The organism is Enterobacter sp. MGH85 (assembly GCF_001037655.1).
GTDB classification, from domain to species: Bacteria; Pseudomonadota; Gammaproteobacteria; order Enterobacterales; family Enterobacteriaceae; genus Enterobacter; species Enterobacter intestinihominis.
Genome location: NZ_KQ089925.1, coordinates 1,126,818 through 1,153,396 on the forward strand (window position 1 = coordinate 1,126,818; position 26,579 = coordinate 1,153,396).

Annotated in this window: 18 protein-coding genes; 11 read left to right on the top strand and 7 right to left on the bottom strand. The window is 56.5% G+C overall.

The features are described 5' to 3' along the window. Position 1: 1 nt before the first annotated feature. From bcsB to SK51_RS05255, 6 genes are all read left to right on the top strand, one after another. Positions 2-2,425, top strand: a complete 2,424-nt coding sequence (gene bcsB, locus SK51_RS05230) for a cellulose biosynthesis cyclic di-GMP-binding regulatory protein BcsB (RefSeq protein WP_071788025.1) — start codon at positions 2-4, stop codon at positions 2,423-2,425. Between the two features lie 6 nt (positions 2,426-2,431). Continuing rightward, complete coding sequence (bcsZ, locus tag SK51_RS05235) at positions 2,432-3,538, top strand: cellulose synthase complex periplasmic endoglucanase BcsZ (RefSeq protein ID WP_023307155.1); 1,107 nt, start codon at positions 2,432-2,434, stop codon at positions 3,536-3,538. Beyond that, positions 3,520-7,002 carry a cellulose synthase complex outer membrane protein BcsC gene (gene bcsC / locus SK51_RS05240; protein ID WP_048206608.1) on the top strand — a complete coding sequence of 1,161 codons (3,483 nt, stop codon included), beginning with the start codon at positions 3,520-3,522 and terminating at the stop codon, positions 7,000-7,002. Before bcsZ ends, bcsC begins: the two co-directional genes overlap by 19 nt. A gap of 120 nt (positions 7,003-7,122) precedes the next feature. After that, complete coding sequence (gene hmsP / locus SK51_RS05245; protein ID WP_023307153.1) at positions 7,123-9,129, top strand: biofilm formation regulator HmsP; 2,007 nt, start codon at positions 7,123-7,125, stop codon at positions 9,127-9,129. A 158-nt stretch (positions 9,130-9,287) separates the two neighbouring features. Beyond that, a complete protein-coding gene (gene dctA, locus SK51_RS05250) occupies positions 9,288-10,574 on the top strand; it encodes a C4-dicarboxylate transporter DctC (protein ID WP_022649724.1) in 1,287 nt (428 codons plus the stop codon). Positions 10,575-10,795: 221 nt separating this feature from the next. Continuing rightward, positions 10,796-12,286 carry a M16 family metallopeptidase gene (locus tag SK51_RS05255; protein ID WP_022649723.1) on the top strand — a complete coding sequence of 497 codons (1,491 nt, stop codon included), beginning with the start codon at positions 10,796-10,798 and terminating at the stop codon, positions 12,284-12,286. A gap of 473 nt (positions 12,287-12,759) precedes the next feature. Here SK51_RS05255 and SK51_RS05260 read toward each other — a convergent pair whose 3' ends face one another. Next, positions 12,760-13,689, bottom strand: coding sequence for a 2-dehydro-3-deoxygluconokinase (locus SK51_RS05260; protein WP_022649722.1), 930 nt, complete (start codon positions 13,687-13,689; stop codon positions 12,760-12,762). A 230-nt stretch (positions 13,690-13,919) separates the two neighbouring features. On the opposite strand from SK51_RS05260, the gene pdeH reads away from it, so the two are divergent. Together pdeH and SK51_RS05270 are read left to right on the top strand one after the other, a co-directional pair. Beyond that, positions 13,920-14,693 (top strand): cyclic-guanylate-specific phosphodiesterase, encoded by a 774-nt coding sequence (gene pdeH / locus SK51_RS05265; RefSeq protein WP_015571521.1) that lies wholly within the window; start codon positions 13,920-13,922, stop codon positions 14,691-14,693. 65 nt (positions 14,694-14,758) lie between these two features. Continuing rightward, a complete protein-coding gene (locus SK51_RS05270; protein WP_023298835.1) occupies positions 14,759-16,801 on the top strand; it encodes an AsmA family protein in 2,043 nt (680 codons plus the stop codon). 93 nt (positions 16,802-16,894) lie between these two features. Here the strand turns inward: SK51_RS05270 and SK51_RS05275 are convergent, their stop codons facing one another. From SK51_RS05275 to SK51_RS05285, 3 genes are all read right to left on the bottom strand, one after another. Continuing rightward, a complete protein-coding gene (locus SK51_RS05275) occupies positions 16,895-18,217 on the bottom strand; it encodes an MFS transporter (protein ID WP_022649720.1) in 1,323 nt (440 codons plus the stop codon). A 260-nt stretch (positions 18,218-18,477) separates the two neighbouring features. Further along, the gene (gene yhjD, locus SK51_RS05280; protein ID WP_022649719.1) at positions 18,478-19,503 is read right to left on the bottom strand and encodes an inner membrane protein YhjD; all 1,026 of its coding nucleotides are present in this window, start codon (positions 19,501-19,503) and stop codon (positions 18,478-18,480) included. A gap of 50 nt (positions 19,504-19,553) precedes the next feature. Further along, a complete protein-coding gene (locus SK51_RS05285) occupies positions 19,554-20,453 on the bottom strand; it encodes a LysR family transcriptional regulator (RefSeq protein WP_032621978.1) in 900 nt (299 codons plus the stop codon). Positions 20,454-20,572: 119 nt separating this feature from the next. Here SK51_RS05285 and SK51_RS05290 point away from each other — a divergent pair, with 119 nt between their 5' ends. Together SK51_RS05290 and SK51_RS05295 are read left to right on the top strand one after the other, a co-directional pair. Further along, on the top strand, positions 20,573-21,331 hold the full coding sequence (locus tag SK51_RS05290) for an SDR family NAD(P)-dependent oxidoreductase (protein WP_023298834.1): 759 nt from the start codon (positions 20,573-20,575) through the stop codon (positions 21,329-21,331). 174 nt (positions 21,332-21,505) lie between these two features. Next, a complete protein-coding gene (locus SK51_RS05295) occupies positions 21,506-22,108 on the top strand; it encodes a response regulator transcription factor (protein ID WP_022649715.1) in 603 nt (200 codons plus the stop codon). On the opposite strand, the gene SK51_RS05300 is transcribed toward SK51_RS05295, so the two are convergent. Continuing rightward, complete coding sequence (locus tag SK51_RS05300; protein ID WP_022649714.1) at positions 22,087-22,425, bottom strand: lysozyme; 339 nt, start codon at positions 22,423-22,425, stop codon at positions 22,087-22,089. The genes SK51_RS05295 and SK51_RS05300 overlap by 22 nt on opposite strands. Before the next feature lie 71 nt (positions 22,426-22,496). Further along, a complete protein-coding gene (locus tag SK51_RS05305; protein ID WP_023307151.1) occupies positions 22,497-23,036 on the bottom strand; it encodes a GNAT family N-acetyltransferase in 540 nt (179 codons plus the stop codon). A 146-nt stretch (positions 23,037-23,182) separates the two neighbouring features. Here SK51_RS05305 and SK51_RS05310 point away from each other — a divergent pair, with 146 nt between their 5' ends. After that, a complete protein-coding gene (locus tag SK51_RS05310; RefSeq protein WP_023307150.1) occupies positions 23,183-24,769 on the top strand; it encodes an STY4199 family HEPN domain-containing protein in 1,587 nt (528 codons plus the stop codon). A gap of 110 nt (positions 24,770-24,879) precedes the next feature. Here the strand turns inward: SK51_RS05310 and SK51_RS05315 are convergent, their stop codons facing one another. Then, entirely contained in the window at positions 24,880-26,529 is a 1,650-nt protein-coding gene (locus SK51_RS05315) for an alpha,alpha-trehalase (RefSeq protein WP_022649711.1), read from the bottom strand. Between the last annotated feature and the right edge of the window lie 50 nt (positions 26,530-26,579).

Below are 26,579 nucleotides of genomic sequence, written 5' to 3' on the forward strand. Positions count from 1 at the left end.
GATGAAAACAAAACTTTCCTGGTTATGTGCAGTGGCAATGGGGATGAGTGCGCTCCCTGCAACAGTGGCTAACGCGGCGCCTGATAACGCAGCGACCACACCCGCGCCAACGGTGCCTGTCGTCGCGCAAGCGACCGATCCGGTAGTGACGGCGGCGCCGGGGCAGACGGAAAACGTCGTCCCGAATCAGCCGACGACGGGGAATACGCTGCCCGCCGACAACCCGGTGGTTGGGCAGGTTATGCCTGGCGTGCCGGGAGCCAGTGCACCGGTGGTTGCGGAAAATACGCCGTCGCGTGACGTTAAGCTGACGTTCGCCCAGATCGCGCCTCCTCCGGGCAGCATGGTTCTGCGCGGCATCAACCCAAATGGCGGTGTCGAATTCGGTATGCGTAGCGATGAAGTCGTGTCGAAAGCGATGCTCAACCTGGAATACACGCCATCGCCGTCGCTGCTGCCGGTGCAATCCCAGCTTAAGGTCTATCTGAATGATGAGCTGATGGACGTCCTGCCCGTCACCAAAGAGCAACTGGGTAAGAAAACCCTGGCTCAGGTGCCGATTAACCCGCTGTTTATCAGCGACTTTAACCGCGTGCGTCTGGAATTTGTCGGCCATTACCGCGATGTCTGTGAAAACCCGGCCAGCAGCACCCTGTGGCTGGATGTTGGTCGTAACTCTTCGCTTCAGATGACCTATCAGCCGCTGGCGTTGAAAAACGATCTCTCCGCCTTCCCGGTGCCGTTCTTCGACCCGCGTGATAACCGTCCACTGAACCTGCCAATGGTGTTTGCGGGCTCTCCTGATGTGACCGAACAGCTGGCGGCCTCTATCGTGGCATCCTGGTTTGGTTCCCGCTCCGGCTGGCGTGGCCAGAGTTTCCCGGTTATGTACGACAAAATGCCGGACAAAAACGCGATTGTGTTTGCCACCAACGCCAAACGCCCGGCATTCCTGCGGGACCATCCAGAGGTGAAAGCGCCCACCATCGAGATGATCAGCCATCCGGACAATCCGTACGTGAAGCTGCTGGTGATCTTCGGGCGTGATGATAAAGATCTGGTGCAGGCGGCAAAAGGCATTGCTCAGGGCAATATCCTGTTCCGCGGTAATAGCGTCGTGGTGGATGAGGTGAAACCGCTGCTGGCACGTAAGCCTTATGATGCGCCGAACTGGGTCCGCACCGACCGCGCGATTACCTTCGGCGAGCTGAAAACCTATGAAGAGCAATTGCAGTCAACCGGGCTTGAACCTTCTCCTGTCAGCCTGTCGCTGAACCTGCCGCCGGATCTCTATCTGCTGCGCACCAACGGTATTGATATCAACCTGAACTACCGTTACACCGCGCCGGTAACCAAAGACAGCTCGCGCATGGATATCAGCCTCAACAACCAGTTCCTGCAATCCTTCAGCCTGACCAGCAGCCAGGAGACAAACCGGTTGATGCTTCGTCTGCCTGTATTGCAGGGGCTGCTGGATGGTAAAACCGATGTGTCGATCCCGGCGCTGAAGCTCGGTGCGGTGAACCAGCTGCGGTTTAACTTCCAGTACATGAACCCGATGCCGGGTGGATCGGTGGAAAACTGTATTACCTTCCAGCCGGTGCAAAACCACGTGGTGATTGGTGATGATTCCACAATCGACTTCTCGAAGTATTACCACTTTATCGCGATGCCGGATCTGCGTGCGTTTGCTAACGCCAGTTTCCCGTTCAGCCGCATGGCTGATCTCTCTGAATCGATTGTCGTGATGCCAAAAGCGGCCAACGAAGGCCAGGTTGCCACGCTGCTGGACACCATGGGCACCGTCGGGGCGCAAACCGGCTTACCGGCTATCAACGTGACGGTGACGGATGACGGTAGCCAGATCCAGAACAAAGATGCCGATATCATGGTCATCGGCAACATTCCGGACAAGCTGAAAGACGAGAAGCGCGTCGATCTGCTGGTGCAGGCGGCTCAGTCATGGGTCAACACGCCGCTGCGTCAGACCGAGTTCCCGAGCATCATGCCGGACAGCGGCGATCGTCAGGCCAATATCAGGACGACCGTAAGCTCAACGGGTCCGATGGCTGCGATTGTCGGCTTCCAGTCTCCGTATAACGACCAGCGCAGCGTGATCGCCCTGCTGGCGGACAGCCCGCGCGGCTATGAGCTGCTCAACACGGCCATGAACGACAGCGGTAAACGGGCGGCAATGTTCGGTTCCGTCTCGGTGATCCGTGAGTCGGGGGTAAACAGCCTGCGCGTGGGGGATGTCTACTACGTCGGTCATCTGCCGTGGTTCGAACGCCTGTGGTACGCCCTCTCTAACCACCCGGTGCTGCTGGCCGTGTTGGCTGCGCTCAGCGTTGTATTGCTGGCGTGGGTACTGTGGCGTCTGCTGCGAATCATCAGCCGTCGTCGTCTTAACCCGGACCATGAGTAAGCCGTGATGAAAATCTTTCGCGGGTGTGTAGTCGCAGCGTTGATGCTGGCGGCGGCGAATCTTCACGCCGCCTGTCGCTGGCCTGCCTGGGAGACGTTCAAACAGGATTATATGAGCGAAAGTGGGCGCGTCATTGATCCCAGTGAGGCGCGCAAAATTACCACCTCCGAAGGGCAAAGCTACGGACTGTTCTTTGCCCTGGCAGCAAACGATCGCAAGGCGTTCGATCTGCTGCTGACATGGACGCGCGATAACCTTGCCGAGGGGGATTTAGCCCAACATCTCCCGGCGTGGCTATGGGGAAAAAAGGACGACAACACCTGGGCGGTTATCGACCCTAACTCCGCGTCCGATGCCGATATCTGGATAGCCTGGTCGCTGCTGGAAGCCGGGCGGCTGTGGAAAAATCCCGATTACACGCGCACGGGTAAGGCGCTGTTGACGCGCATTGCCAGTGAGGAAGTGGTGAAGGTGCCGGGGCTGGGTTCTATGCTGCTGCCGGGTAAAGTCGGTTTTGCCGAAGAGAGTGTCTGGCGCTTCAACCCCAGCTACCTGCCGCCGCAGCTTGCGAGCTATTTCACCCGTTTCGGCGCACCGTGGACAACGCTCCGTGAAACCAACCTGCGTCTGCTGCTGGAGACCGCGCCAAAAGGATTTTCCTCGAACTGGGTGAAATACCAGAAAAAGGGCGGCTGGCAGTTGAAGCAGGATACGACCCTGATCGGCAGTTACGATGCGATTCGCGTCTATCTGTGGGTAGGGATGATGAACGATAACGATCCACAAAAAGCCCGGCTACTGGCGCGTTTCAAGCCCATGGCGACCACCACAATCAAACAAGGCTTACCGCCGGAAAAAGTGGACGTAGCGACCGGGAAACGTACCGGAGATGGGCCGGTAGGGTTTTCTGCCTCCCTGCTTCCATTTTTACAAGAACGGGACGCGCAGGCGGTGCAACGCCAGCGTGTCGCCGATCGTTTTCCCGATAACAATGCTTATTACAGCTACGTTCTGACCCTCTTTGGACAAGGGTGGGATCAGCATCGTTTTCGTTTCACCGCGCAAGGTGAATTACTACCGGATTGGGGCCAGGAATGCGCACGTTCACACTAAATCTACTCGCCTTATCGCTTGGCCTGGTGCTCATGCCCCTGGCCCAGGCCGCCAACTCCCCGCAGCAGAGACAGCTGCTGGAACAGGTTCGTCTGGGGGAATCCACCCAGCGTGAGGATTTGGTGCGCCAGTCGCTCTATCGCCTTGAGCTGATCGACCCCAACAACCCGGACGTGATTGCCGCTCGCTTCCGCTACCTGTTACGACAGGGGGATACGGCGGGCGCGCAAAAAGAGCTGGATCGCCTGAAAGGAATGGCACCCGATTCCAGTGCATACCAGTCCTCCCGTACGACCATGCTGCTCTCCACGCCGGATGGTCGCCAGGCCCTCCAGCAGGCTCGCCTGCTCGCCACCACCGGGCACACGCAGGAAGCTATTGCCGCGTATGACAAACTGTTTGACGGTAATCCGCCCAGCGGCGACATCGCGACGGAGTACTGGAACGTGGTGGCGAAAGAGCCTGCCCGCCGCAATCTGGCCATTAATCAGCTGAAGAAAATCAACGCCAGCAGTCCGGGCAACGCCCCGCTACAGGCTTCGCTGGCGCAGCTTCTGTTCCAGAGTGGACGGCGTGATGAAGGGTTTGCGGTTTTACAGGAGATGGCCAAATCGAACAATGGCCGCAGTCAGGCGTCGGACATGTGGTACCAGCAGATCAAAGATCAGCCGGCCAGCAGCGCCAGCGTTACCGCGCTGCAACAATACCTGAGCGTGTTCAGCGATGGCGATAACGTGACGGCGGCGCGCGCCCAGCTTGAAGCGCAGCAAAAACAGCTCGCCGATCCGGCGTTTCGCGCCAAAGCCGAAGGGTTAGCCGCAGTGGATGCCGGGCAGGGCAGTAAAGCGGTAACGGAGTTGCAGAAAGCAGTCAGCGCCAACCACGCCGACAGTGAAGCCGTAGGCGCGCTGGGGCAGGCCTATTCGCAGAAAGGCGATCGCGCCCGCGCGGTTGCGCAGTTTGAAAAGGCGATCGCCCTCGATCCGCAGAGCGACAACCGGGGCAAATGGGACAGCCTGCTGAAGGTTAACCGATACTGGCTGCTGATCCAGCAGGGTGATAACGCCCTGAAAGCCAACAAGACAGCCCAGGCGGAACGCTATTATCAGCAGGCGCGCAACATTGACAATACGGACAGCTACGCGGTCCTGGGGCTGGGTGACGCGGCGGCGGCGCGGAAAGATAACGACGCGGCTGAACGCTATTATCGCCAGGCATTGCGGATGGACAGCGGCAACAGCAACGCGGTACGCGGTCTTGCCAATATTTATCGCGAGCAGTCTCCGGAGAAGGCGACGCAGTTTATTCAGTCGCTCTCTGCCAGCCAGCGCCGCAGCATTGATGATATTGAACGTAGCCTGACGAACGAGCAGCTCTCGGCTCAGGCTGCACAGCTGGAAAGCCAGGGAAACTATGCGCAGGCCGCAGAAATTCAGCGCCGACGCCTTGCGCTTTCCCCGGGCGACGTGTGGATCACCTACCGGCTATCACGCGATCTGTATAGCGCGGGTCAGAGCAGCCAGGCGGATAACCTGATGCGCCAGCTGGCAAGCCAGAAACCGGGCGATCCGGATCAGGTTTACGCCAGCGGGCTGTACCTGTCCGGTAACGATCGGGACCGGGCCGCGCTGGCGCATCTGAACACGCTGCCGCGCGACAAGTGGAACGGCAACATCCAGGCGCTGGCGGACCGCCTGCAAAGTAATCAGGTGCTGGAAACCGCCAACCGCCTGCGCGACAGTGGAAAAGAGCAGGAAGCGGAAGCGCTGCTTCGCCAGCAGCCCCCGTCCACCCGTATTGACTTAACGCTGGCGGACTGGGCTGAACAGCGTGGCGATCACGAGGCCGCGAAAACCGCCTACAACACCGTCCTGCAACGGGAACCGCAGAACGAAGACGCAATTCTCGGCCTGACCGAAGTCAATCTTGCTCAGGGCAACAGGGACGCCGCTCGCGCTGAGCTGGCGAAACTGCCCGCGGCACAAAACGGCGAACCGCTCTCCCTCAATATGCAGCGCCGGATCGCCATGGCGCAGGCCGGTCTGGGTGATCCTGCCGCGGCAGAAAAGACCTTCAACGCCATTGTTCCTCAGGCAAAATCGCAGCCGCCTTCTATGGAAAGCGCGCTGGTGATGCGTGATGCCGCCCGTTTCCAGGCGCAAAACGGCCAGCCTCAGCAGGCGCTGGAAACCTGGAAAGATGCGATGGTCTCATCGGGCATCACGACGACCCGTCCGACCGATAACGACAGCTTTACGCGTCTTACGCGTAACGATGAGAAAGATGACTGGCTGAAGCGCGGCGTGCGCAGCGATGCAGGCGATCTTTATCGTCAGCAGGATCTGAACGTCACGCTGCAACACGACTACTGGGGATCCAGCGGCACGGGGGGCTATTCCGACCTGAAAGCGCACACCACTATGCTCCAGGTGGATGCGCCGCTATCGGATGGCCGCATGTTCTTCCGTAGCGATCTGGTCAATATGAACGCCGGTTCCTTTGACACCAATAACGGAACCTACGATCCGACATGGGGTACCTGCGCCGAAACGCCATGTCACGGCAGCACGAACCAGTCGGCCAACGGCGCCAGCGTGGCCGTCGGCTGGCAGAACAACACCTGGGCGTGGGACATCGGTACAACGCCGATGGGCTTCGACGTGGTCGATGTGGTGGGCAGCCTGAGCTACAGCAACGACTTGGGGCCGATTGGCTACACCCTGAACGCCCATCGTCGTCCGATTTCCAGCTCTGTGCAGGCCTTCGCCGGGCAAAAAGATCCTAATACCGACACCACCTGGGGCGGCGTGCGTGCTACCGGTGGCGGCGTGAGCATGAGCTACGACAAAGGCGAAGCTAACGGGATCTGGTCAAGCCTGAGTGCCGACAGCCTCACCGGGAAGAATGTCGAAGATAACTGGCGGGTCCGCTGGATGACCGGCTATTACTACAAGCTTATCAATCAGAACAACGAGCGTCTGACGGTCGGTGTGTCCAACATGCTCTGGCATTACGATAAGGATTTAAGTGGCTATTCGCTGGGCCAGGGCGGTTACTACAGTCCCCAGGAGTATGTGTCGTTCGCCTTACCGGTGAACTGGCGTAAACGCACAGAGAACTGGTCATGGGAGCTGGGCGGTTCCGTCTCATGGTCCCATTCAAAAACAAAGGATGTGATGCGTTATCCGTTGCAGGGGCTGATCCCGGACAATGAGCCAGGCCGTTATACCGATAAAGGTGTGATGGGAACTGGAAGTAGCTCGTCAGGGACGGGTTATACCGCAAGGGCGATTGTTGAACGCCGTGTGACGTCCAACTGGTTTGTCGGTCTGGGCGTCGATATTCAGGAAGCGAAAGACTATACCCCGAGCCATGCGTTGCTCTATGTTCGGTATTCTGCCGCAGGCTGGCAGGGTGATATGGACTTACCGCCGGAACCGCTGGTGCCTTATGCAGACTGGTGATCGGATTTTTGCTTAATCTAATTGTAAGTCTCTCTTAAAAGTGCAGCTATCGGGTATACTCGGGCGCACCAGGTTTACGCCCTGGTGCGCCCTGCGCTTCGAGTTTTGTGGAGAGTCATTTTGCGTGTCAGCCGTTCCTTAACGATCAAACAGATGGCGATGGTGTCTGCCGTCACAATGCTGTTTGTCTTCATCTTCTGCGTCATTTTGCTGTTTCATTCCGTACAGCAGAATCGCTATAACACGGCTTCGCAACTGGAAAGTATTGCCCGCTCGGTGCGGGAACCCCTGTCGGCCTCGATCCTGAAAGGGGATATCCCCGAGGCGGAATCTATCCTGAAGCGCATTCAGCCCGCCGGTATCGTGAGCCGCGCCGACGTCGTGCTGCCGAACCAGTTCCAGGCGCTGCGGATGAGCTTTATCCCGGAGCGTCCCGTCCCGATGATGGTGATGCGCCTGTTTGAACTGCCGGTGCAGATTTCCCTGCCTCTCTATTCCCTGGAAAGACCGGCTAACCCGCAGCCGCTGGCCTATCTGGTACTACAGGCGGACTCGTACCGCATGTATAAATTCGTCATGAGTTGGGTTGCTACGTTAGTGACTACTTACTTACTTTTGACCTTAATGTTGAGCGTGGCGCTGACGTGGTGCATCAACCGGTTAATTGTGCATCCGTTGCGCCGCATAGCCCGGGAGCTGAATGACCTCTCTCCGCAGGAGCATATGGGGCATCAGCTTCCCTTGCCGCGTCTGCATCACGACGATGAAATCGGCATGCTGGTCCGCAGTTACAATATCAACCAGCAGCGTGTCCTGCGTCAGCAGGAAGAGGTCAGTAATAACGCCACCCGTTTCCCGGTTTCCGACCTGCCAAACAAAGCGTTTTTAATGGCCCTGCTGGAGCAGACCGTCGCTCGCCAGCAGACCACCGCGCTGATGGTGATTGCCTGCGAGACCTTGCAGGACACGACGGGCGTGCTGAAAGAGAGCCAGCGCGAGATGCTATTACTGACGCTGGTGGAAAAAATCAAATCTGTGCTGGCGCCGCGCATGGTACTTACCCAGGTCAGCGGCTATGACCTGGTGGTGATTGCGCACGGTGTAAAAGAGCCGTGGCACGCTATTACGTTAGGTCAGCAAGTACTCACTGTCATAAATGAGCGGCTACCCATTCAGGGTATCCAGCTTCGCCCAAGTGCCAGCATTGGTATCGCAATGTACTACGGTGGTCTGACCGCCGAGCAGTTATACCGTCGGGCTTTCTCAGCAGCGTTTACCGCGCGCCGAAAAGGCAAAAACCAGATCCAGTTCTTTGATCCGGAGCAAATGGAAAAAGCCCAGCAGCGCCTGACGGAAGAGAGCGACATTCTGACGGCGATGGACAATCGCCAGTTTGCGCTCTGGCTACAGCCGCAGGTGGATTTGCGCACGGGTGAAGTGACCAGCGCCGAAGCGTTGCTGCGCATGCAGCAGCCGGACGGCACGTGGGAGCTGCCTGAGGGGATGATCGAACGTATCGAGTCCTGCGGCCTGATGGTCACCGTCGGATACTGGGTGCTGGAAGAGTCGTGCCGCCAGCTTGCGGCCTGGCAACAACGGGGCATCACGCTGCCGCTGTCGGTGAATCTTTCTGCGCTACAGCTGATGCACCCGACTATGGTGCCGGATATGCTCGAGTTGATCCATCGCTACCGCATCCAGCCCCACACGTTGATCCTGGAAGTCACCGAGAGCCGTTGTATTGACAATCCTGACGACGCTGTCGCCATTCTGAAACCGCTGCGTAATGCCGGGATCCGCATTGCGCTTGACGATTTTGGTATGGGGTATTCCGGCCTGCGTCAGCTCCAGCACATGAAAACCCTGCCGGTGGACGTCCTGAAAATCGACAAAACCTTTGTGAAAGGGCTGCCGGAGGATTGCAGCCTGGTGCAGGCCATTATCCAGATGGCGCACAGCCTGAACCTGCACGTGACTGCCGAAGGTATTGAGGCCGAAGCCCAGCGCGAGTGGCTGGCTGCGGCGGGCGTGGAGAGCGGTCAGGGCTTCCTGTTTGGCCGCGCCGTGCCGACGGATACCTTTGAGCGACGCTATCTTGCCGACGCTGGCAATAACGCAAAAGTGTAATTTTGTTGCTGGCTTGTGCGAGCCAGCTCAAAGTTCTTAACATTTGTGTTTCAAATTTGAACCCCGTTTATTTCTGTCCTGTTATGTGGGTGTTATTTTAAAGCCGCAGGTTAACCATAACCTTACAAAGCCTGTAGTTATTCTTCCAGGGACACCCTATGAAAACCTCACTCTTCAAAAGTCTTTACTTCCAGGTCCTGACAGCCATCGCCATCGGTATTTTGCTCGGTCACTACTACCCGGAGCTGGGCGCGCAAATGAAACCGCTTGGCGACGCGTTCGTTAAGCTCATCAAAATGATCATCGCGCCGGTCATCTTCTGTACCGTGGTGACCGGTATCGCTGGCATGGAAAGCATGAAGGCGGTCGGGCGTACGGGGGCGGTTGCCCTGCTGTACTTCGAGATTGTCAGTACCATCGCGCTGATTATCGGCCTGATTATTGTCAACGTGGTACAACCTGGCGCGGGCATGAACGTTGACCCGGCCACGCTGGATGCGAAAGCGGTGGCGGTTTACGCTGAACAGGCGAAAGATCAGGGGATTGTTGCCTTCCTGCTGGACGTGATCCCGAGCAGCGTGATTGGCGCGTTCGCCAGCGGAAATATCCTCCAGGTACTGCTGTTTGCCGTACTGTTTGGCTTTGCCCTGCACCGTCTTGGCAGCAAAGGTCAGCTGATTTTTAACGTCATTGAAAGCTTCTCGCAGGTTATCTTCGGCATCATCAACATGATTATGCGTCTGGCCCCGATTGGTGCCTTTGGCGCGATGGCCTTCACCATCGGGAAATACGGCGTCGGCACGCTGGTACAGCTTGGCCAGCTGATTATCTGCTTCTATATCACCTGTATTCTGTTTGTGGTGGTGGTGCTCGGCTCCATCGCTCGTGCGACCGGCTTCAGCATCTTCAAATTTATCCGTTACATTCGTGAAGAGCTGCTGATTGTCCTCGGCACATCCTCTTCTGAGTCCGCGCTGCCGCGTATGCTCGATAAAATGGAAAAGCTGGGCTGCCGTAAGTCAGTGGTGGGGCTGGTTATTCCTACGGGCTACTCCTTTAACCTGGACGGCACCTCGATTTACCTGACGATGGCGGCGGTCTTTATTGCTCAGGCCACCAACAGCCACATGGATATCTTCCATCAGATTACGCTGCTGGTCGTCCTCCTGCTCTCCTCGAAAGGGGCGGCGGGCGTAACGGGTAGCGGATTTATCGTGCTGGCGGCCACTATCTCAGCGGTTGGCCATCTGCCGGTGGCGGGTTTGGCCCTGATCCTCGGTATCGACCGCTTTATGTCTGAAGCCCGCGCGTTAACCAACCTGATTGGTAATGGTGTGGCGACGGTTGTGGTGGCGAAGTGGGTAAAAGAGCTGGATCACAAGAAACTTAACGATACGCTGAATAATCGCACATCTGAGGACAAAACCCCCGGTTTATCCTCTTAATCCCTCATAAATGCCCGTATTCCCTTGTGGGGATGCGGGCACCTGCGCATAATAACCGCTCATACCTGTCATATTTCGACAAAATTTTTTTGGGTATATTTCGCTTCCGCCCGTGACGTTTAGCCGAACACGCTGTCTAATCGGAAGGTTTTCATCGTCATCTTTGAGTGCTCACGTCGCGAGACACTCTCTTTAACCAGGAATGTTGATCAGGGGTTCACATGCAGGGCACAAAAATTCGACTCTTAACCGGCGGTTTGCTGATGATGGCAGCAGCCAGTTATGTGCAGGCAGATGCGCTCCAGCCAGACCCGGCCTGGCAACAGGGAACACTGGCGAACGGATTCCAGTGGCAGGTGTTATCCACTCCGCAACGTCCGAGCGATCGCATTGAAATTCGTCTGGCTGTGAATACCGGCTCCCTCACTGAAAGCACCCAGCAGACCGGCTTAAGCCATTTTATTCCTCGACTGGCGCTCACCCAGAGCGGCAGTTTGCAGGCGGTTCAGGTGCGTTCTTTATGGCAACAGGCCATCGATCCTAAACGCCCGCTGCCCCCGGCTGTGGTCTCCTATGACTACACCATGTTTAATCTGAGCCTGCCCAACAACCGTAACGATCTGCTTAAAGAAGCGCTGACCTATCTTTCCGATGCCACCGGCAAACTGGCGATTACGCCTGAGACCGTAAACTATGCGTTGAGCAACAGCGACATGGTGGCGACCTGGCCGACGGATACCAAAGAAGGCTGGTGGCGCTACCGCCTGAAAGGGTCCACGCTGCTTGGCCACGACCCGGCAGAACCGCTGAAACAGCCGGTGGATCCAGAGCAGGTGAAATCTTTCTACCAGCAGTGGTACACCCCGGATGCCATGACCCTCATTGTAGTGGGCAACGTGGACAGCCGTGCGGTGATAGAGCAGATCAACAAAGCCTTTGGCGATCTAAAAGGGAAGCGTGAAACGCCCGCCCCTGTTCCTACATTGTCCCCGCTGCGTCCTGAGACGGTCAGTATCATGACGGATACCGTGCGTCAGGATCGTCTTTCGATGATGTGGGATACCGCCTGGCAGCCGATCCGCGAGTCCTCGGCGCTGTTGCGATACTGGCGTGCGGACCTGGCGCGTGAAGCGCTGTTCTGGCATGTTCAGCAGACGCTCAGCAAGAACAACGTGAAAGACATTGGTCTGGGCTTTGACTGCCGCGTGCTGTTCCAGCGCGCCCAGTGCGCCATTAACGTCGAATCGCCGGGTGATAAGCTGAATGCCAATCTCGGCGTGGTGGCGAAAGAGCTGGCTAAAGTGCGTAAAGAGGGCCTGTCTGAAGAGGAATTTAACGCCCTGGTGGCGCAGAAATCCCTCGAATTGCAGAAACTGTTTGCCACCTATGCCCGCGCCGATACCGATATCTTAATCAGCCAGCGCATTCGTTCCTTACAGAATCAGGTCGTGGATATCGCGCCGGAGCAGTATCAGAAATTGCGTCAGGATTTCCTGAACGGTCTGACCGTGGAGATGCTGAATCAGGATCTGCGGCAGCAGCTGTCTCAGGATATGGCGTTGATTCTGTTGCAGCCGAAAGGTGAGCCGGAATATGACATGAAAGAGTTAAAGGCCACCTGGAACGCCATCATGGCGACGCCGTCGCAGCCAGTACAGGCGGCGGCCGATGATTTGCACCAGGATGCGAGCGATATTCCGCAGGGCCAGTAAGGCCCTGCGTTCCCTCTCCCTGTGGGCTGAGGGATTTTATGCAGAAGCAATAAAGTTGCTTTCTAAATGACTGAGGGCTGTCAGCGATGCCCTGGTCCGGCTGTAAATCGCTGAGGCGTTTGCCTTCCGGCCGGGGCGAGGCGCAGGGATGCGCCGAGAGGGCGGCTTTACAGGGACGTTGCCTCCGCCCGTACCCGATAAGCCGAGGGCACCGCGAAGCGGCGATTTACCGCCGGGAGCCCGGGTCGCCAGGGTGGTGGCGACTGAGCCACCCTGGCACGTTCACCGGTCATGTCGTTACAGAGTAGCAAGGAACATAAAGTGAACGGAATGACCACCACCGCCGTATGTTCCCCTCACCCTAACCCTCTCCCCGGAGGGGCGAGGGGATTGCTCAGTGCTCGCATTAATTTGTGGGGAACCCTCAGCCCTGTGGGAGAGGGTTAGGGTGAGGGCATCAGCCCGCCCATTCCTTAAGCAGGCATCGCCTCGCGCGGAATAATCGCTCCGCGATACTGAATCACCGTGCTGGCCGTCAAGTGTCCGCGCTGCGCTGCCGCTTCTGGCGTACCTCCCGTCAAACGTACCGCCAGATACCCCGCGCTGAAAGAATCGCCCGCCGCAGTGGTATCAATCACTTTCTCTTTCGCCAGCTTCACCGCCGGCACCTCTGTCACGGCTTCACCCGCCACCGCCACCAGGCAAGACTCCGCCCCGCGCTTAATCACCACTTCGCTGACCCCAGCGGCCTGCGTCCGGGCGATGACCTCATCAACCGGCTTTTCACCCCACAGGGCATCTTCATCGTCCAGCGTCAGGAAGGCGATATCGGTGCATTCCAGCATCTGCTGATACACCTGCTGCGTCTCTTCGCGGCTGGCCCAGAGGCGCGGACGGTAGTTGTTATCGAAAATCACCTTACCGCCGTTGGCACGGCATTCGCGCAGCAGTGACAGCAGCTTTTCACGGCTCTGCTGGCTCAGGATCGCCAGGCTGATCCCGCTCAGGTAGAGGTAATCGAAGGTGGCCAGCTCTTCGCAAATCGCAGCGGCGGCATCGCTTTCCAGCCAGAATTTGGCAGCCGCTTCATTACGCCAGTAATAGAAGGTGCGCTCGCCGGTACTGTCGGTTTCGATGTAGTACAAACCCGGCAGACGGTTTTCCATTCGCTGGATCAGCGAAGTTTCAACGTTTTCACCCTGCCAGGCCTCCAGCATCTGCTGGCTGAAGCTGTCCGTTCCCAGCGCGGTAACGTAGCTCACGCTCAGCGCGTCGGGGGCGACCTGACGGGCAATGTAAACGGAGGTGTTCAATGTATCGCCGCCAAAACCGCGGCTGACTTCCGCGCCTTTCTGGGACAGCTCAATCATGCATTCGCCAATCACGGCAATTTTCTTAGACATAGTCGTGAACCTGAACAGAGTAATTAAGGGTAGTGTGCGCTGTGTGTTTTTTACGGTCAACCATATTAAAACGACGTTCCATTATTTTTTTTGAGCCAGCGCGTGTTCCGGCATATTTCTGTCATCTTAATTTCATTTTCCCGCTGAATTGAACATAAAGTTCTCACCTGGCGGGCCGATAACTCAGTGACGAGTCCAGAAAGGCTATCCCATACAACAGGACATCCGAAATGAAGTCAGAGCAGGTTATCCAGCGGCTGAGCACTACGCCTGAGGCAAGTATTGAGAACTTGCAGGAGCATCGCTACTGGCTGCAATGTGAGCGAGCGTATACCTATCAGCCTATCTACCGTACTGACGGTCGGTTAATGGCAATTGAGGTGTTAACGGTCGTCACTCATCCATCGAACCCTTCGCAGCGTATCGCGCCGGACCGCTATTTTGCGGAGGTTGCCGTGCGTCAGCGCATCGACGTGCTGGAAGAGCAGTTGAGAATGCTGGCGACGAAGCAGGCGTTCTTCGAGCAGCACGGTATTCTGGCTTCGGTGAACGTGGATGGCCCAACCCTGATGGCGTTACGTCAGAATGCGACGCTGCAGGCGCTGATTGCCACCCTGCCGTGGATGCGCTTCGAGCTGGTGGAACATGTTCAGCTGCCGCAGGACTCCTCATTTGCCTCGATGTGTGAGTTTGGCCCGCTGTGGCTGGATGATTTCGGTACCGGTATGGCCAACTTCTCCGCCCTGAGCGAAGTGCGTTATGACTACATCAAAGTGGCCCGCGATCTGTTTATCATGCTGCGCCAGACACCGGAAGGACGGAACCTGTTTACGATGCTCCTGCAACTGATGAACCGCTATTGCCAGGGCGTCATTGTGGAAGGCGTAGAGACGCTGGAAGAGTGGCGCGACGTGCAAAATTCTCCGGCAGCGGCGGCACAGGGTTATTTCCTCTCTCGTCCTGTCCCCATGGATACCCTGGAAAAGGTGATAACCACCCTCTGATCTGCCCGCTTCCCTTTGTCTGAACTATAGTTTTAAAGGCAAGTTCATCAGGAAAGGGGACAACAATGACAAAAACAACCAGGGTGATTTCCTGGACAGCAGGGATTTTCTTGTTGCTGATCGTGGTCTTAATCATCATTATCGCCACGTTTGACTGGAACCGCCTCAAACCGACCATCAACCAGAAAGTCTCGACCGAGCTAAACCGCCCCTTCGCAATACGTGGCGATTTGGGGGTCGTGTGGGAGCGTCAGAAAGAGGAAACCGGCTGGCGAAGCTGGGTGCCCTGGCCGCACGTTCACGCTGACGACATCATTCTTGGCAACCCGCCGGACATCCCCGAAGTGACCATGATCCACCTGCCGCGCGTGGAAGCCACGCTGGCGCCGTTAGCCCTGTTAACCAAAACGGTGTATCTGCCGTGGATCAAACTTCAGCAGCCCGACGCGCGGCTGATTCGCCTGTCGGAGAAAACCAACAACTGGACGTTCGATCTCGCCAGCAGCGGCGATAAAGATCCGAATGCGCAGCCCTCTTCGTGGTCTTTCCGCCTCGACAATATTCTGTTCGATCGGGGGCGGATCGCCATTGACGATAAAGTAAGTAAGGCTGACGTGGAGATCCTCGTCGATCCGCTGGGCAAGCCGCTGCCGTTTAGCGAAGTGACGGGCAGCAAAGCCAAAGGCGATGACAGCAAAGCTGGCGATTACGTCTTCGGCCTGACAGCGAAAGGGCGCTACAACGGCCAGCCGCTGACCGGTAAAGGCAAAATCGGCGGCATGCTGGCGCTCAGGAGCGAGGGTACGCCATTCCCGGTGCAGGCGGACTTCCGCTCGGGCAATACCCGCGTGGCGTTCGTGGGCACGGTTAACGACCCGATGAACATGGGCGGCGTAGACCTCCAGCTTAAGTTTGCCGGGGATTCGCTGGGTGAACTGTACGATCTCACCGGCGTGCTGCTGCCGGATACCCCGCCGTTTGAAACGGACGGGCGGCTGGTCGCAAAAATCGACGCTGAAAAATCGTCCGTCTTTGACTACCGGGGGTTCAACGGCCGCATCGGCGATAGCGATATACACGGCACGCTGACCTACACCACCGGAAAACCGCGCCCGAAACTGGAGGGGGACGTTGAATCCCGCCAGCTGCGTCTGGCCGATCTTGGTCCGCTGATTGGCGTAGATTCGGGTAAAGGCACGAAGTCAAAAGAGGTCAAAAAGGACGCTCAGCCTGCGGGTAAAGTGCTGCCCTATGACCGCTTCGAAACCGACAAGTGGGACGTAATGGATGCGGACGTGCGCTTCAAAGGACGTAAAATTGAGCATGGCAGCACGCTGCCGTTGAGCAACCTCTCGACCCATATCATCCTGAAAAACGCCGATCTGCGCCTGCAACCGCTGAAGTTTGGCATGGCCGGGGGAACCATTTCCTCGAATATCCACCTGGAGGGGGATAAAAAGCCGATGCAGGGAAGGGCGGAGATCCAGGCGCGTCGTCTGAAGCTGAAAGAGCTGATGCCGGACGTGGAGTTGATGCAGAAAACCCTCGGTGAGATGAACGGCGATGCGGACATTCGCGGCACGGGTAACTCTGTGGCCGCGCTGTTAGGCAGCGGAAACGGCAACCTGAAGCTGCTAATGAACGACGGGCTGGTGAGCCGTAACCTGATGGAGATCCTGGGGCTGAACGTCGGTAACTTCATCGTCGGACAAATCTTCGGAGACGATGAAGTGCGCGTGAACTGCGCGGCGGCAAACGTGGACCTGGTCAACGGTGTGGCGCGTCCGCAGATTTTCGCATTCGACACGGAAAACGCGGTTATCAACATCACCGGTACCGCCAGCATGGCGTCCGAGCAGCTGGATTTAACCATCGATCCGGAAAGTAAAGGCATTCGCATCATCACCCTGCGCTCGCCGCTCTACGTTCGCGGGACCTTCAAAGATCCGCAGGCGGGCGTGAAGGCCGGGCCGCTGATTGCGCGCGGTGCGGTTGCCGCCGCCCTCGCCACGCTGGTCACCCCTGCGGCGGCGCTACTGGCGTTGATTTCGCCGTCAGAAGGCGAAGCGAATCAGTGTCGGACGATTTTGTCGCAGATGAAGAAGTAAGGTGTGGCCTGTTCTTGCCGGGTGACGCTGCGCTTACCCGGCCTACATGTGAATCGTAGGCCGGGTAAGGCGTAGCCGCCACCCGGCATTCGCTTACAGAGTCTGATGCTTAGTTTCGTGCGTCAGCAGCAGCGCAATCAGCGTCAACGCTGCCATTGCCGCCAGATAGACACCCACATAGAACAGACCATAGTTCGCCTGAAGCCACGTGGCGATATACGGGGCCACCGAGGCGCCCAGAATAGACGAAACGTTATAGGAGAACGACGCGCCGGTATAACGCACTTCAGTCGGGAACAGCTCCGGCAGCAGCGCGCCCATTGGGCCAAAGGTCAGCCCCATCAGGCTCAGACCAATCAGCAGATACGCCATCACCAGCGCAGGGCTACCTGAACCCAGCAGCGGCGGGAAGACAAACAGTGCGAACAGGATGATCAGCGAGGTGATGACGATCATGCTTGAACGACGGCCAAATTTATCCGCCAGCAGGCCCGCGATGGGCACCATCACGCCAAATCCAATAACCGCCATCATCAGCATCCACAGCACTTCGTTACGCGGCAGGCCCAGTCCGACCGGTACGGCGGCGGTGCTGTAGGTCATGGAGTACACGGTCATGATATAGAACAGCGTGTAGGTCGCCAGCATGATGAACGTACCCAGCACGGTCACGCGGAGGTGTTTGGTCAGTAGCGTCCCCAGCGGAACTTTAACCTGCTTTTTCGCCGCGGCGACTTTAGCGAAGACCGGCGTCTCGTGCAGCGACACGCGCACGTACAGGCCAATCAGCACCAGCACGGCAGAGAAGACGAACGGAATACGCCAGCCCCAGCTCATGAACTGTTCATCGGTCAGCAGCCAGGAGAGGAGCAGGAAGGTGCCGTTCGCGAAGAAGAAGCCAATCGGCGCACCCAGCTGTGGGAAAGAGCCATACAGGGCACGCTTACGCGCCGGGGCGTTCTCGGTCGCCAGCAGCGCCGCGCCGCCCCATTCCCCGCCCAGCCCCAGGCCCTGACCAAAGCGCGCCAGCGCCAGCAGCACAGGCGCCAGAATGCCGATAGTCTCATAGGTCGGCAGCAGGCCGATGGCGACGGTGGAGATCCCCATCGTCAGCAGTGAGGCAACCAGCGTCACTTTACGACCGACGCGATCGCCAAAGTGGCCAAAGACCGCTGAACCTATAGGACGCGCAACGAAGGCGATAGCAAAGGTAGCTAAAGACTGTAGCGTGGCTGCCGTCGGGTCGCCCTGCGGGAAGAAAATATGCGGAAAGACAATGACCGCAGCGGTGGCGTAAATATAAAAGTCGAAGAACTCAATGGCGGTGCCAATCAGCGATGCGACGACGACTTTATTGCGGGAGTTGACCGGAACGTGTTCCGCCCCTTCGTTAAGTGTGGTGGCTGTTGCTTGCATAATATTTTCTTATTTTTGGACGAACGAAGGGCCATATTAGGCACAGCAAAAGCGACATTTCAATCTGTAACAAAGGCGTGACATGGTCATAAAAGCAACAAAAAGCGGATAATATTCAGGCCAGCGAAAACACTTCCATGAAATGCTTCACACATTTTAAATATCAGTCATTAAAACTGGTTTTGAGTTAAATAAAAGTTACGGTCTGGATTTATATGCTGAAATGATGAATCGGGCTGAAATATCAGCCCGACAGGACATCAGTGGTGGGTTTTTCCCGGCATGCGCGGGTCGTCTTTATACTCTGCGGTGGCGATCCACGCGGCACAGAACAGCGTCAGGCGTGCGAAGAAATAGAAGAAGGCCATCAGCCCCAGCACCGAACCAAAGGCCGCGCCGGAGGGGGACTTCACCAGCGATGGCAGCGTATAGGTCATCACAATTTTGATCACCTCAAAGCCAATAGCGGCAATCAACGTCCCACGGATCAGCGCCTTCTTGCGCGGCCGATGGCGGGGCAAACGCCAGAAGATCCAGAAGAACAGCAGGTAGTTAGCAAAGATGGAGATAGCAAGCCCTATACCGCGCCAGGCCGGTTTCAGCCATTCAATGTAGTCCAGATACAGCGCGGAGATAATCATCTGCTGCGCAGAACCGGCGACCGAGGTGATAGAGAGCGTGATGACCAGCGCCACCAGCAGACCAATCAGCGAGATAAAGTCGCGCAAATACTTCACCCATATCTTCTCCTGATCCTGCGGCGTACGCTCCCAGACGTCACGCGACTGGGCGCGAATGGCCTCACGCAGGTTGCCCATCCAGTTAACCCCGGAATAGAGCGCAATCAGCAACCCGACGATACCCACGGTGGTACGCTGCTGCACGGCGGTATTGATGGTGCTTTTGAGCGTCGTGGCGAGCGTCTGGTCGCTGACGTTGGTCAGGATCTTATTGAAGATGTCCTGCAACAGCGTCGGGTGAGACGCCAGAACAAAACCGGCGGCAGCAAACGACACCATCAGGATGGGGATCATCGACAGGAAAGAGAAGTAGGTGATCGCCGCGCCAAACTGATTTCCCATGCGGTCGTTAAAGCGCTCAGCGGCGCGGATCAGGTGAGCAATCGCGGGTATCTGCTGAATTTTTTCGGCTATGCCGGTCACGGTGCCCAGCGCTTTGCTGGTCGTTCCAGGCTCCTTCGGCGCTTCAGGCTCGTTATCCATCTTTTTGATGGGTTCATAATCTAAATGTTGAGTCGGTCGTTGCGGGTTATTTTCCGGCGTCACGCGCATTTTCCTTTTCGTTGAGCTGGATGTTACTGAATTATAGCTTGCGACTAGTCCACGTAACTTTTTGTGAGTTCGGTAAGCCACTCCATAAACACATGCACCCGACGGGAGAGGTTACGGCGGTGGGGATAAATGAGGGAGACGGGCATTGGTTCAGCCCGATATTGCGGCAGGATCTCAACGAGTTTTTTCGTGCGCAGGGCATCACGCACCCCGACGCGCGGGACCTGAATAATGCCAAGCCCGGCGATACAGGCGGCCTGGTAGGTTTCCGTGCTGTTAACCGTCAAAACGCCTCCCGTTTTTATCCACTGGGTCGCGCTGCCGTTGAAATACTCAAAACCCAGAGGACGGGTGCCCAGCGTGGCGGAGTAATGAATGAGGGCGTGTGAGCCCAAATCATCCAGCGTCTCAGGGTAGCCGAATCGCGTGAGATAATCCGGGCTGGCGCAGTTAATCACTGAAAGCTTCCCAAGCGGGCGGGCGATAAGCCCGGAGTCCTTCAAGTTTCCCACGCGAACCACGCAGTCAAATCCTTCGCGGATGACATCGACCAGACGATCGCTGCTGCTCAGCTCAAGCTCAATGCCGGGAAACTGTTGTAAAAATGCAGGCAGTTTCGGAATGACGACATTTCGTGCAATGGCAACGGGCATATCCACACGTAGCCGACCGCTGATGGTGGAAGGGTCGTGCAGAAACATGCCGTCCAGTTCGTCCAGATTCATCAGCAGATCTTTTGCGCGTTCGTAATAAACCATGCCGTCCTGCGTCAGGCTGACGCGGCGGGTAGTGCGGTGCAGCAGTTGAGTGCCAAGCGCGTTCTCCAGCGCCTGGATCTGCCGCGAGACACTCCCCTTCGGCAGGCTTAACGTCTCCGCCGCGCGGGTAAAACTCTCCAGTTCCGCGACGCGAAGGAAAAGCTGCATTGCGTATATTTTATCCATAGATATGGGTCATTGTTGTTTGAAATGAAACAGTGAAGCGTTGGCGGCACTATTTATTGATTTTCTACCATCTAATAAGCTCATTCTCAATCTTCATCGCAGTCGAAACGAGGTGAATTATGCGTGAACGTATTGCATTAGTGACGGGCGGTAGCCGCGGCCTGGGTAAAAATGCGGTTTTGAAGCTTGCTGCGGAAGGGACAGATATCATCCTGACCTGGAACAGCAGTCAGCAGGAGGCGCAGGAAGTTGTACGCGAAATTGAGGGAAAAGGTAGAAAAGCGGCAGCATTGCAGCTTAACGTCGGCGATACGGCAAGTTTTGCGCGCTTCGCTCAACAGGTGAAGGAAACCCTTACACACGTCTGGCAACGTGACACCTTTGACTATTTAGTGAACAACGCAGGTACAGGGTTATACGCACCCTATACCGAGACGACAGAAGCGCAATTTGATGATGCGGTGAATATTCACTTCAAAGGTCCGTTTTTCCTCACACAACAGCTGCTGCCGCTCATAAAAGACGGAGGACGGATCCTGAATGTCTCAAGCGGACTGGCCCGTTTTACTCAGCCAGGTTCAGGGACTTACGCGGCAATGAAAGGGGCGATGGAAGTGCTGACCCGCTATCAGGCAAAAGAGCTTGGCGTGCGCGGAATTTCCGTCAATATCATCGCGCCTGGCGCGATTGAAACCGACTTTGGAGGCGGACGCGTAAGGGATAATGCGGAGCTTAACCAGCTGCTGGCCTCGCAGACGGCGCTGGGACGGGTGGGCCTGCCCGATGATATCGGTGACGCCATTGCGGCGTTGCTCAGTGACAAACTGGGCTGGATGAATGCGCAACGTATTGAAGTTTCAGGCGGTATGTTCCTGTAATGTTCAGACTTAAGGGGGAGGGAACCCTCTTAAGGAAATCCTTAAAGCAGGTGTGTCTAAATGATGAAAGATATAAAGAGAGCTGGGTGAATTGTAACCTCTCCATTCATTGAGTTTTTTCTTAAAAAATGCCTCTGTAGAATCCCCCTTCGCTATTCTCAGAGGAGTAATACGATGCGAGTAATCATGTTTGACAGGCAGTCATTATTTATTCATGGAGCGAAGTGCAGTTTGCAGAAATTAATTCCGGAAATAGATTTGACAGGAACTCGTCAGACTGATGAATTATGGGCACACTTATCCGCGTCGCCTTCCGCTATCGTCATGATAGATGGGTATTTAATTCATGATAACGGTGTGGCTTTACCGGAAGAGATTATGAATCGTTTTCCAACAGCGCGCGTGGTGCTGGTGTTAACGAAAAAAGAGCCTCGCTGGGTTGAGCAAATGCTACAGCGCAACGTGGTGGCAATAATCCCTCGTAATGCGAATCCCGAACGCTTTTCCGCCGTGCTGGATTCTGTATCGCGAGGGATGGTCTGTTTTCCCGGCGAGTGGATGAACCAGCACTCCTCTCATGATGAGCTGTCATTGTTAAGTGAGCGCCAGCGTGAGGTATTGAAATTACTGGCGGCCGGAGAGTCAAATAAAGAGATAGGTCGTAATCTCAATATCAGTGCGGCAACGGTAAAAGCCCATCTTGAGACGCTTTTCCGTCGTCTTGATGTCAAAAACCGGACGCAGGCCGCGATGTACTATACCCGGGCGACGGCCTGAAGGATCTTCTCTGGCAGAGGGGAATCTTCCCCAAAACTGAAGAGCGTTAATACCAGTGCATCATGCTGCTGTTGGGTTAATGGGCGTTTGTTCATTTCCCGCAGCAGCGACTCACATAAATGAATATCATTGAAAAGCAAATTCTCCGCCTCAGTCGGCGTGATGAGGCCGTTAAATTTTTCCCACTGGCGAATCACGTGACCGTAACCTATAACCCATATTCCCTTTTCGTCACGGTATTTCTCCAGGGAAAGACCCTGCTGTTTTTTAATTAATGCGATTGCAGCAGAAGATATCTGCATTGCATAACCCGTCATAAGCGTTTCCTCTTTATGGCGGAACTATAAAGGGAAAACAGCCCGGGGAATATCCGCCAAATGGCCGTTGATCAGGTTTTACTGAACGGATATTCCTTTTTCAGTAAACCGAATAGCCAGTCGTTATGCCATTGCCCTGAAAGGAAATAACTCTCGCGCAACTCACCTTCCAGCTGAAAACCTGTTTTTTCCAGCAGTCGCCTTGAGGCGATATTTCCCGCCGTCACGGTCGCGGTGAGCCGACGGATATTGCCCTGGGTCAGCGCGAAATCACACACCGCCCGCAGAGATTCAAAGCCGTAACCTTTCCCCTGCGCAGAGGGCGCAAAGAGAAAACCGACTTCGGCACAATCTGCTTCCCGGTGCACATAGCCGGTTACGCCCATCGGCGTCTGGCTGGCCGTCTCACGCACCACAAGGCAGAGCCAGTGCGAGCTGCCCGGTGCCCACGGCAACAGACGAGACTCAAAGGCCTCCCGAATGTCAGCCTCGCTACGCGCAGGGGCGACAAAACGCATCACGTCAGGATTTTGCTGTAGCGACAGAAAAAAGGGCCAGTCTTGCTCTTGCAGCGGCAAGCAGGTGAGACGCGCGGTGGTTAAGGCGGGCATGACGATCCTCCGGAGACATTGCAAATGATTATAGGGTTGTCACTTTATTTCAACAGAAAGTCAGGTATGTTTAACCTCCTATAAATAAAAAGAAAAACGACTTTTAATGCCGCTTTGGCGGTACTCATTGTCTCTCAAGGAAAACAATGATGATTAGCTCATCGCATCATACCCGCGAACAGTTTGAACACTGTCTGGCGGCGATCCGCCAGGCGTCTGTTGAAATCTTACTTCTGTTGAATGTACATGTTTCTGAAGGAAAAGATCCACGCTGGTTTCTGGAACAACTGGATAGCGCCCGCCTGGGGCTGGGCGGGTGGGGTGCCGTAGCCAGAAAGCTGAACCTGAATGATGCGGAAATGACGGCCTTTACGCTGCAATTACGCTTGCTTCAGCAGCGCGTTCCCCAGTATGAAAGCGGGCAGGATGTCAGCGAAAACCAGCTGATTGCGGCGATGCGCTTCGTCACATCCCTTGAATATCTGCGTCTGCAACAGCCCCTTCTGACCTACGATACCGGGAGGGTGCCAGACAAGGCGAGCCAGCTCCAGGCGCAGAAACAGGTGCGTGCCATTGAGCTGATGATAAAAGGATTGATACAGCAGGCATGGCCCGATCCGGTGCGGCTGAATAATCATCTTAAGACCTTGTTTAATGCTGAACGTGTGCGTCGCTGGCTGAAAAACGGTGAAATTAATGATGTTCTGAGCGGCATGTTATTTAGTGAGCTGGCCCAGCTGCTGGTGGATAAGAAAGAATTTAGCCGCTACTACACGTCGCTGTTTAACGCCCCGGACATGCTGACGCTGCTGGTAGAACCCCGCAAAACCCTGCAAACCTTCCTCGAAGATATCCGTCAAATCCGCAACAGCATCACCGTGCAGCAGCCGTTGAGCGGGGCGCAAATCCAGCTGCTCGACAGCTATTACACGCAGATCACCCGCTCCGTTCAGCGCGCGTTTGAGGAAGGGCGGACACGCGTTAACCCGGCGGCGCTGATGGCGGTGGATGAAAGCGAGCTGCATGCATTCTGGGAAAAGGCGCAAAAAATAGACCGCACCACAGGCGGCGATCTGTTTGAAGTGCGTGACAGCATAGAGAAACCGACTCAGCGCGCCGCGCGTACGCCAGAGCAGCGCGAACAGCTGATTTCCGGCGTGCTGTGGGGAGCGGTTGGCGTGATGGTTATCGCGATTGTCGTGGGAGGAGCCTGGCTGGTAACCAGCAGTAAACCGCAGCCGACTGTGGCCAGCACGGCATCTCCCGCGCCGGTGCAGGAGATGCGCGAAACGCCTTCCTCGCGAGAAACGCTGAAGCGCATGGGTGTCACCTGGGATGAAAACAACTTCCGTTCAGCGATTAGCCGCAACGATACCCGCGTGGCGCTCCTGTTCTTGCAGGGTGGCATGGACTGGAAAATGTCATGGACGGAGGAGGCATTGTCGGCAGGCTACGATGACGTGCTGGAAGTGATGTTGCGCTACCGCCTGCAAATGACAGAGCAAAAGCCCTGCCGACGCTTTATTAATACGCTTAGCCATGCGATGGCGAACGGCGAATCGCTGACGTCTATGCGTAAGCAGTACCTGAAAGCATTCTGTACCGTCCCGGCGGTAGTGAAACGTCAGCAGCACGACGCCGATATGGCAACGCGCCGCGCGAAGACGCAGCCCGATGCCAGTACAAAAAAATGGCAGTCCATCCAGACTGCCATTTATGAAGTGATCCGCTGATTATTTTTCCCCCTCACCCCGGCCCTCTCCCCAAAGGGGCGAGGGAGAAAAGGCCGCACCGTTAAGTCCCCTCTCCCCTCAGGGGAGAGGGTCAGGGTGAGGGGTGAGACTCAGGGCTCCCCATACAGCCCAATCAACCGCCGCACCACCCCATTCGTCCAGCCGAAGCCATCCTGCAACGGATACTCACCCCCGCCACCTTCGCGTGGCGTGCTGCTGGCGATATGGTACTTCTCAATCAGCTTATGATGGGTTTTGTAGTAATGGTTTACCGTGTGCAGCCAGCTCCAGGCGATCTCATCCCCCAGCGAGTCGTTGCCGTACTGCTTGAACCCCTGGATCGCCATCCATTGTAGCGGTGCCCAGCCGTTCGGCTTATCCCACTGCTCACCTGTTTCATATTCGGTGGCGAGAATACCGCCCGGCGTGAGCAGACGGGCTTTAACGGCATCGGACAGCCGTTCAGCCTGCTCATGGGTCGCCATGCCCACATACAGCGGCACAATGCTGGCCGCAGAGAACAGCGCCAGGGCTTCGCGTCGCCAGTCGTAATCACGATAACAGCCGTTCTCTTCGTCCCACAGATAGCGGTTCACCGCCGCGCGCCGGTCGCTGGCTTTCTGGCGGAATAGTTCAGCCGTCTCTTTATCCCCTTTCGACGCTGAGATATTGGCGATAGCGCTCTCCAGTTTGAACAGGAATGCGTTCAAATCGATGGGGATAAATTGCGTCGTGCGGATACTGGCCAGCCGCGCAGGATCGCGCAGCCAGCGGGACGAGTAATCCCATCCTGAGGCTGCCCCGGCGCGCAGGTCGCGATACACCTCGTTCGGCGGGCGACCGGAATGACGGGCGGTTTCAACGTCCTCAATCCAGGATTCATCCCGTGGCGTATCACGATCGTCCCAGTAGCGGTTGAGCAATGAGCCATCCGGCATGCGCACCGCACTGCGATAGGCCTGATTGAGCAGCAGCGATTCCGCCCCGTCCATCCAGAAGGCGTACTCCATCTTGAGATGCTCAAGATAGCGCTTCGCCCCGCGCACGCCGTCCTCTTCAAACAGCTCCACCATCAGGGCAAAAACCGGCGGCTGGGAGCGGCTGAGGTAGTAGGTGCGGTTGCCGTTCGGGATATGTCCGTAGCGCTCAATCAGCCAGGCGAAGTTATCGGCCATGCATTTTAGCAGATCGTTACGACCGCTTTCTGCCAGCCCCAGCATGGAGAAATAAGAATCCCAGTAGTAGGTCTCGCTGAATCGCCCGCCGGGCACAATATAGGCCTGCGGCAGCGCCAGCAGCGACGACCACGGGATGTGATCCTGCGGCTCGCGCGTCAGCACCGGCCACAGGTTATCAATGTGTTCTTTCAGGGAGAAGCCGGGATCAGAGACATACTCTTTGCTGTAGTCCTCCGGCAGCCAGAAGTGATTCTCCACAAAGCGCGCCAGGTCAAAATCCCGATGACGACGCACTTTACGGTAGCGGATCAGGATATCCAGCGGGTCCATTTTCGGCGCGCAGTCTGGGAAAGTTTTGCTGTCCGCAAACAGCCGTGTCGACTGCACATGTTCGAACAGTTCAAGATAACGATCGGCAGGCGTCAGGGCATCGGAGGCAGGTAGCCCCTCGATCATTTCGGGTTCCGGCTCCGCCTCAATCATTTCATCCAGTTTCAACTCGCAGGGATCGGTCTCGTAGCGCAGCTCTTCTGCAATCTCGAACTCGATGTTCTCGGTAGCCTGTAGTTTCTGGTTGAACATGGTGATAAGGACCTCCGGTTGTGTGTTCTAAAAGACAGGTTTTTCCGGGC

Coding starts and splice junctions, on each gene's coding strand:
- bcsB (WP_071788025.1), top strand. CDS start 2: ATGAAAACAAAACTTTCCTGGTTATGTGCAGTGGCAATGGGGATGAGT.
- bcsZ (WP_023307155.1), top strand. CDS start 2,432: ATGAAAATCTTTCGCGGGTGTGTAGTCGCAGCGTTGATGCTGGCGGCG.
- bcsC (WP_048206608.1), top strand. CDS start 3,520: ATGCGCACGTTCACACTAAATCTACTCGCCTTATCGCTTGGCCTGGTG.
- dctA (WP_022649724.1), top strand. CDS start 9,288: ATGAAAACCTCACTCTTCAAAAGTCTTTACTTCCAGGTCCTGACAGCC.
- SK51_RS05255 (WP_022649723.1), top strand. CDS start 10,796: ATGCAGGGCACAAAAATTCGACTCTTAACCGGCGGTTTGCTGATGATG.
- SK51_RS05260 (WP_022649722.1), bottom strand. CDS start 13,689: ATGTCTAAGAAAATTGCCGTGATTGGCGAATGCATGATTGAGCTGTCC.
- pdeH (WP_015571521.1), top strand. CDS start 13,920: ATGAAGTCAGAGCAGGTTATCCAGCGGCTGAGCACTACGCCTGAGGCA.
- SK51_RS05270 (WP_023298835.1), top strand. CDS start 14,759: ATGACAAAAACAACCAGGGTGATTTCCTGGACAGCAGGGATTTTCTTG.
- SK51_RS05275 (WP_022649720.1), bottom strand. CDS start 18,217: ATGCAAGCAACAGCCACCACACTTAACGAAGGGGCGGAACACGTTCCG.
- SK51_RS05285 (WP_032621978.1), bottom strand. CDS start 20,453: ATGGATAAAATATACGCAATGCAGCTTTTCCTTCGCGTCGCGGAACTG.
- SK51_RS05290 (WP_023298834.1), top strand. CDS start 20,573: ATGCGTGAACGTATTGCATTAGTGACGGGCGGTAGCCGCGGCCTGGGT.
- SK51_RS05295 (WP_022649715.1), top strand. CDS start 21,506: ATGCGAGTAATCATGTTTGACAGGCAGTCATTATTTATTCATGGAGCG.
- SK51_RS05300 (WP_022649714.1), bottom strand. CDS start 22,425: ATGACGGGTTATGCAATGCAGATATCTTCTGCTGCAATCGCATTAATT.
- SK51_RS05305 (WP_023307151.1), bottom strand. CDS start 23,036: ATGCCCGCCTTAACCACCGCGCGTCTCACCTGCTTGCCGCTGCAAGAG.
- SK51_RS05310 (WP_023307150.1), top strand. CDS start 23,183: ATGATGATTAGCTCATCGCATCATACCCGCGAACAGTTTGAACACTGT.
- SK51_RS05315 (WP_022649711.1), bottom strand. CDS start 26,529: ATGTTCAACCAGAAACTACAGGCTACCGAGAACATCGAGTTCGAGATT.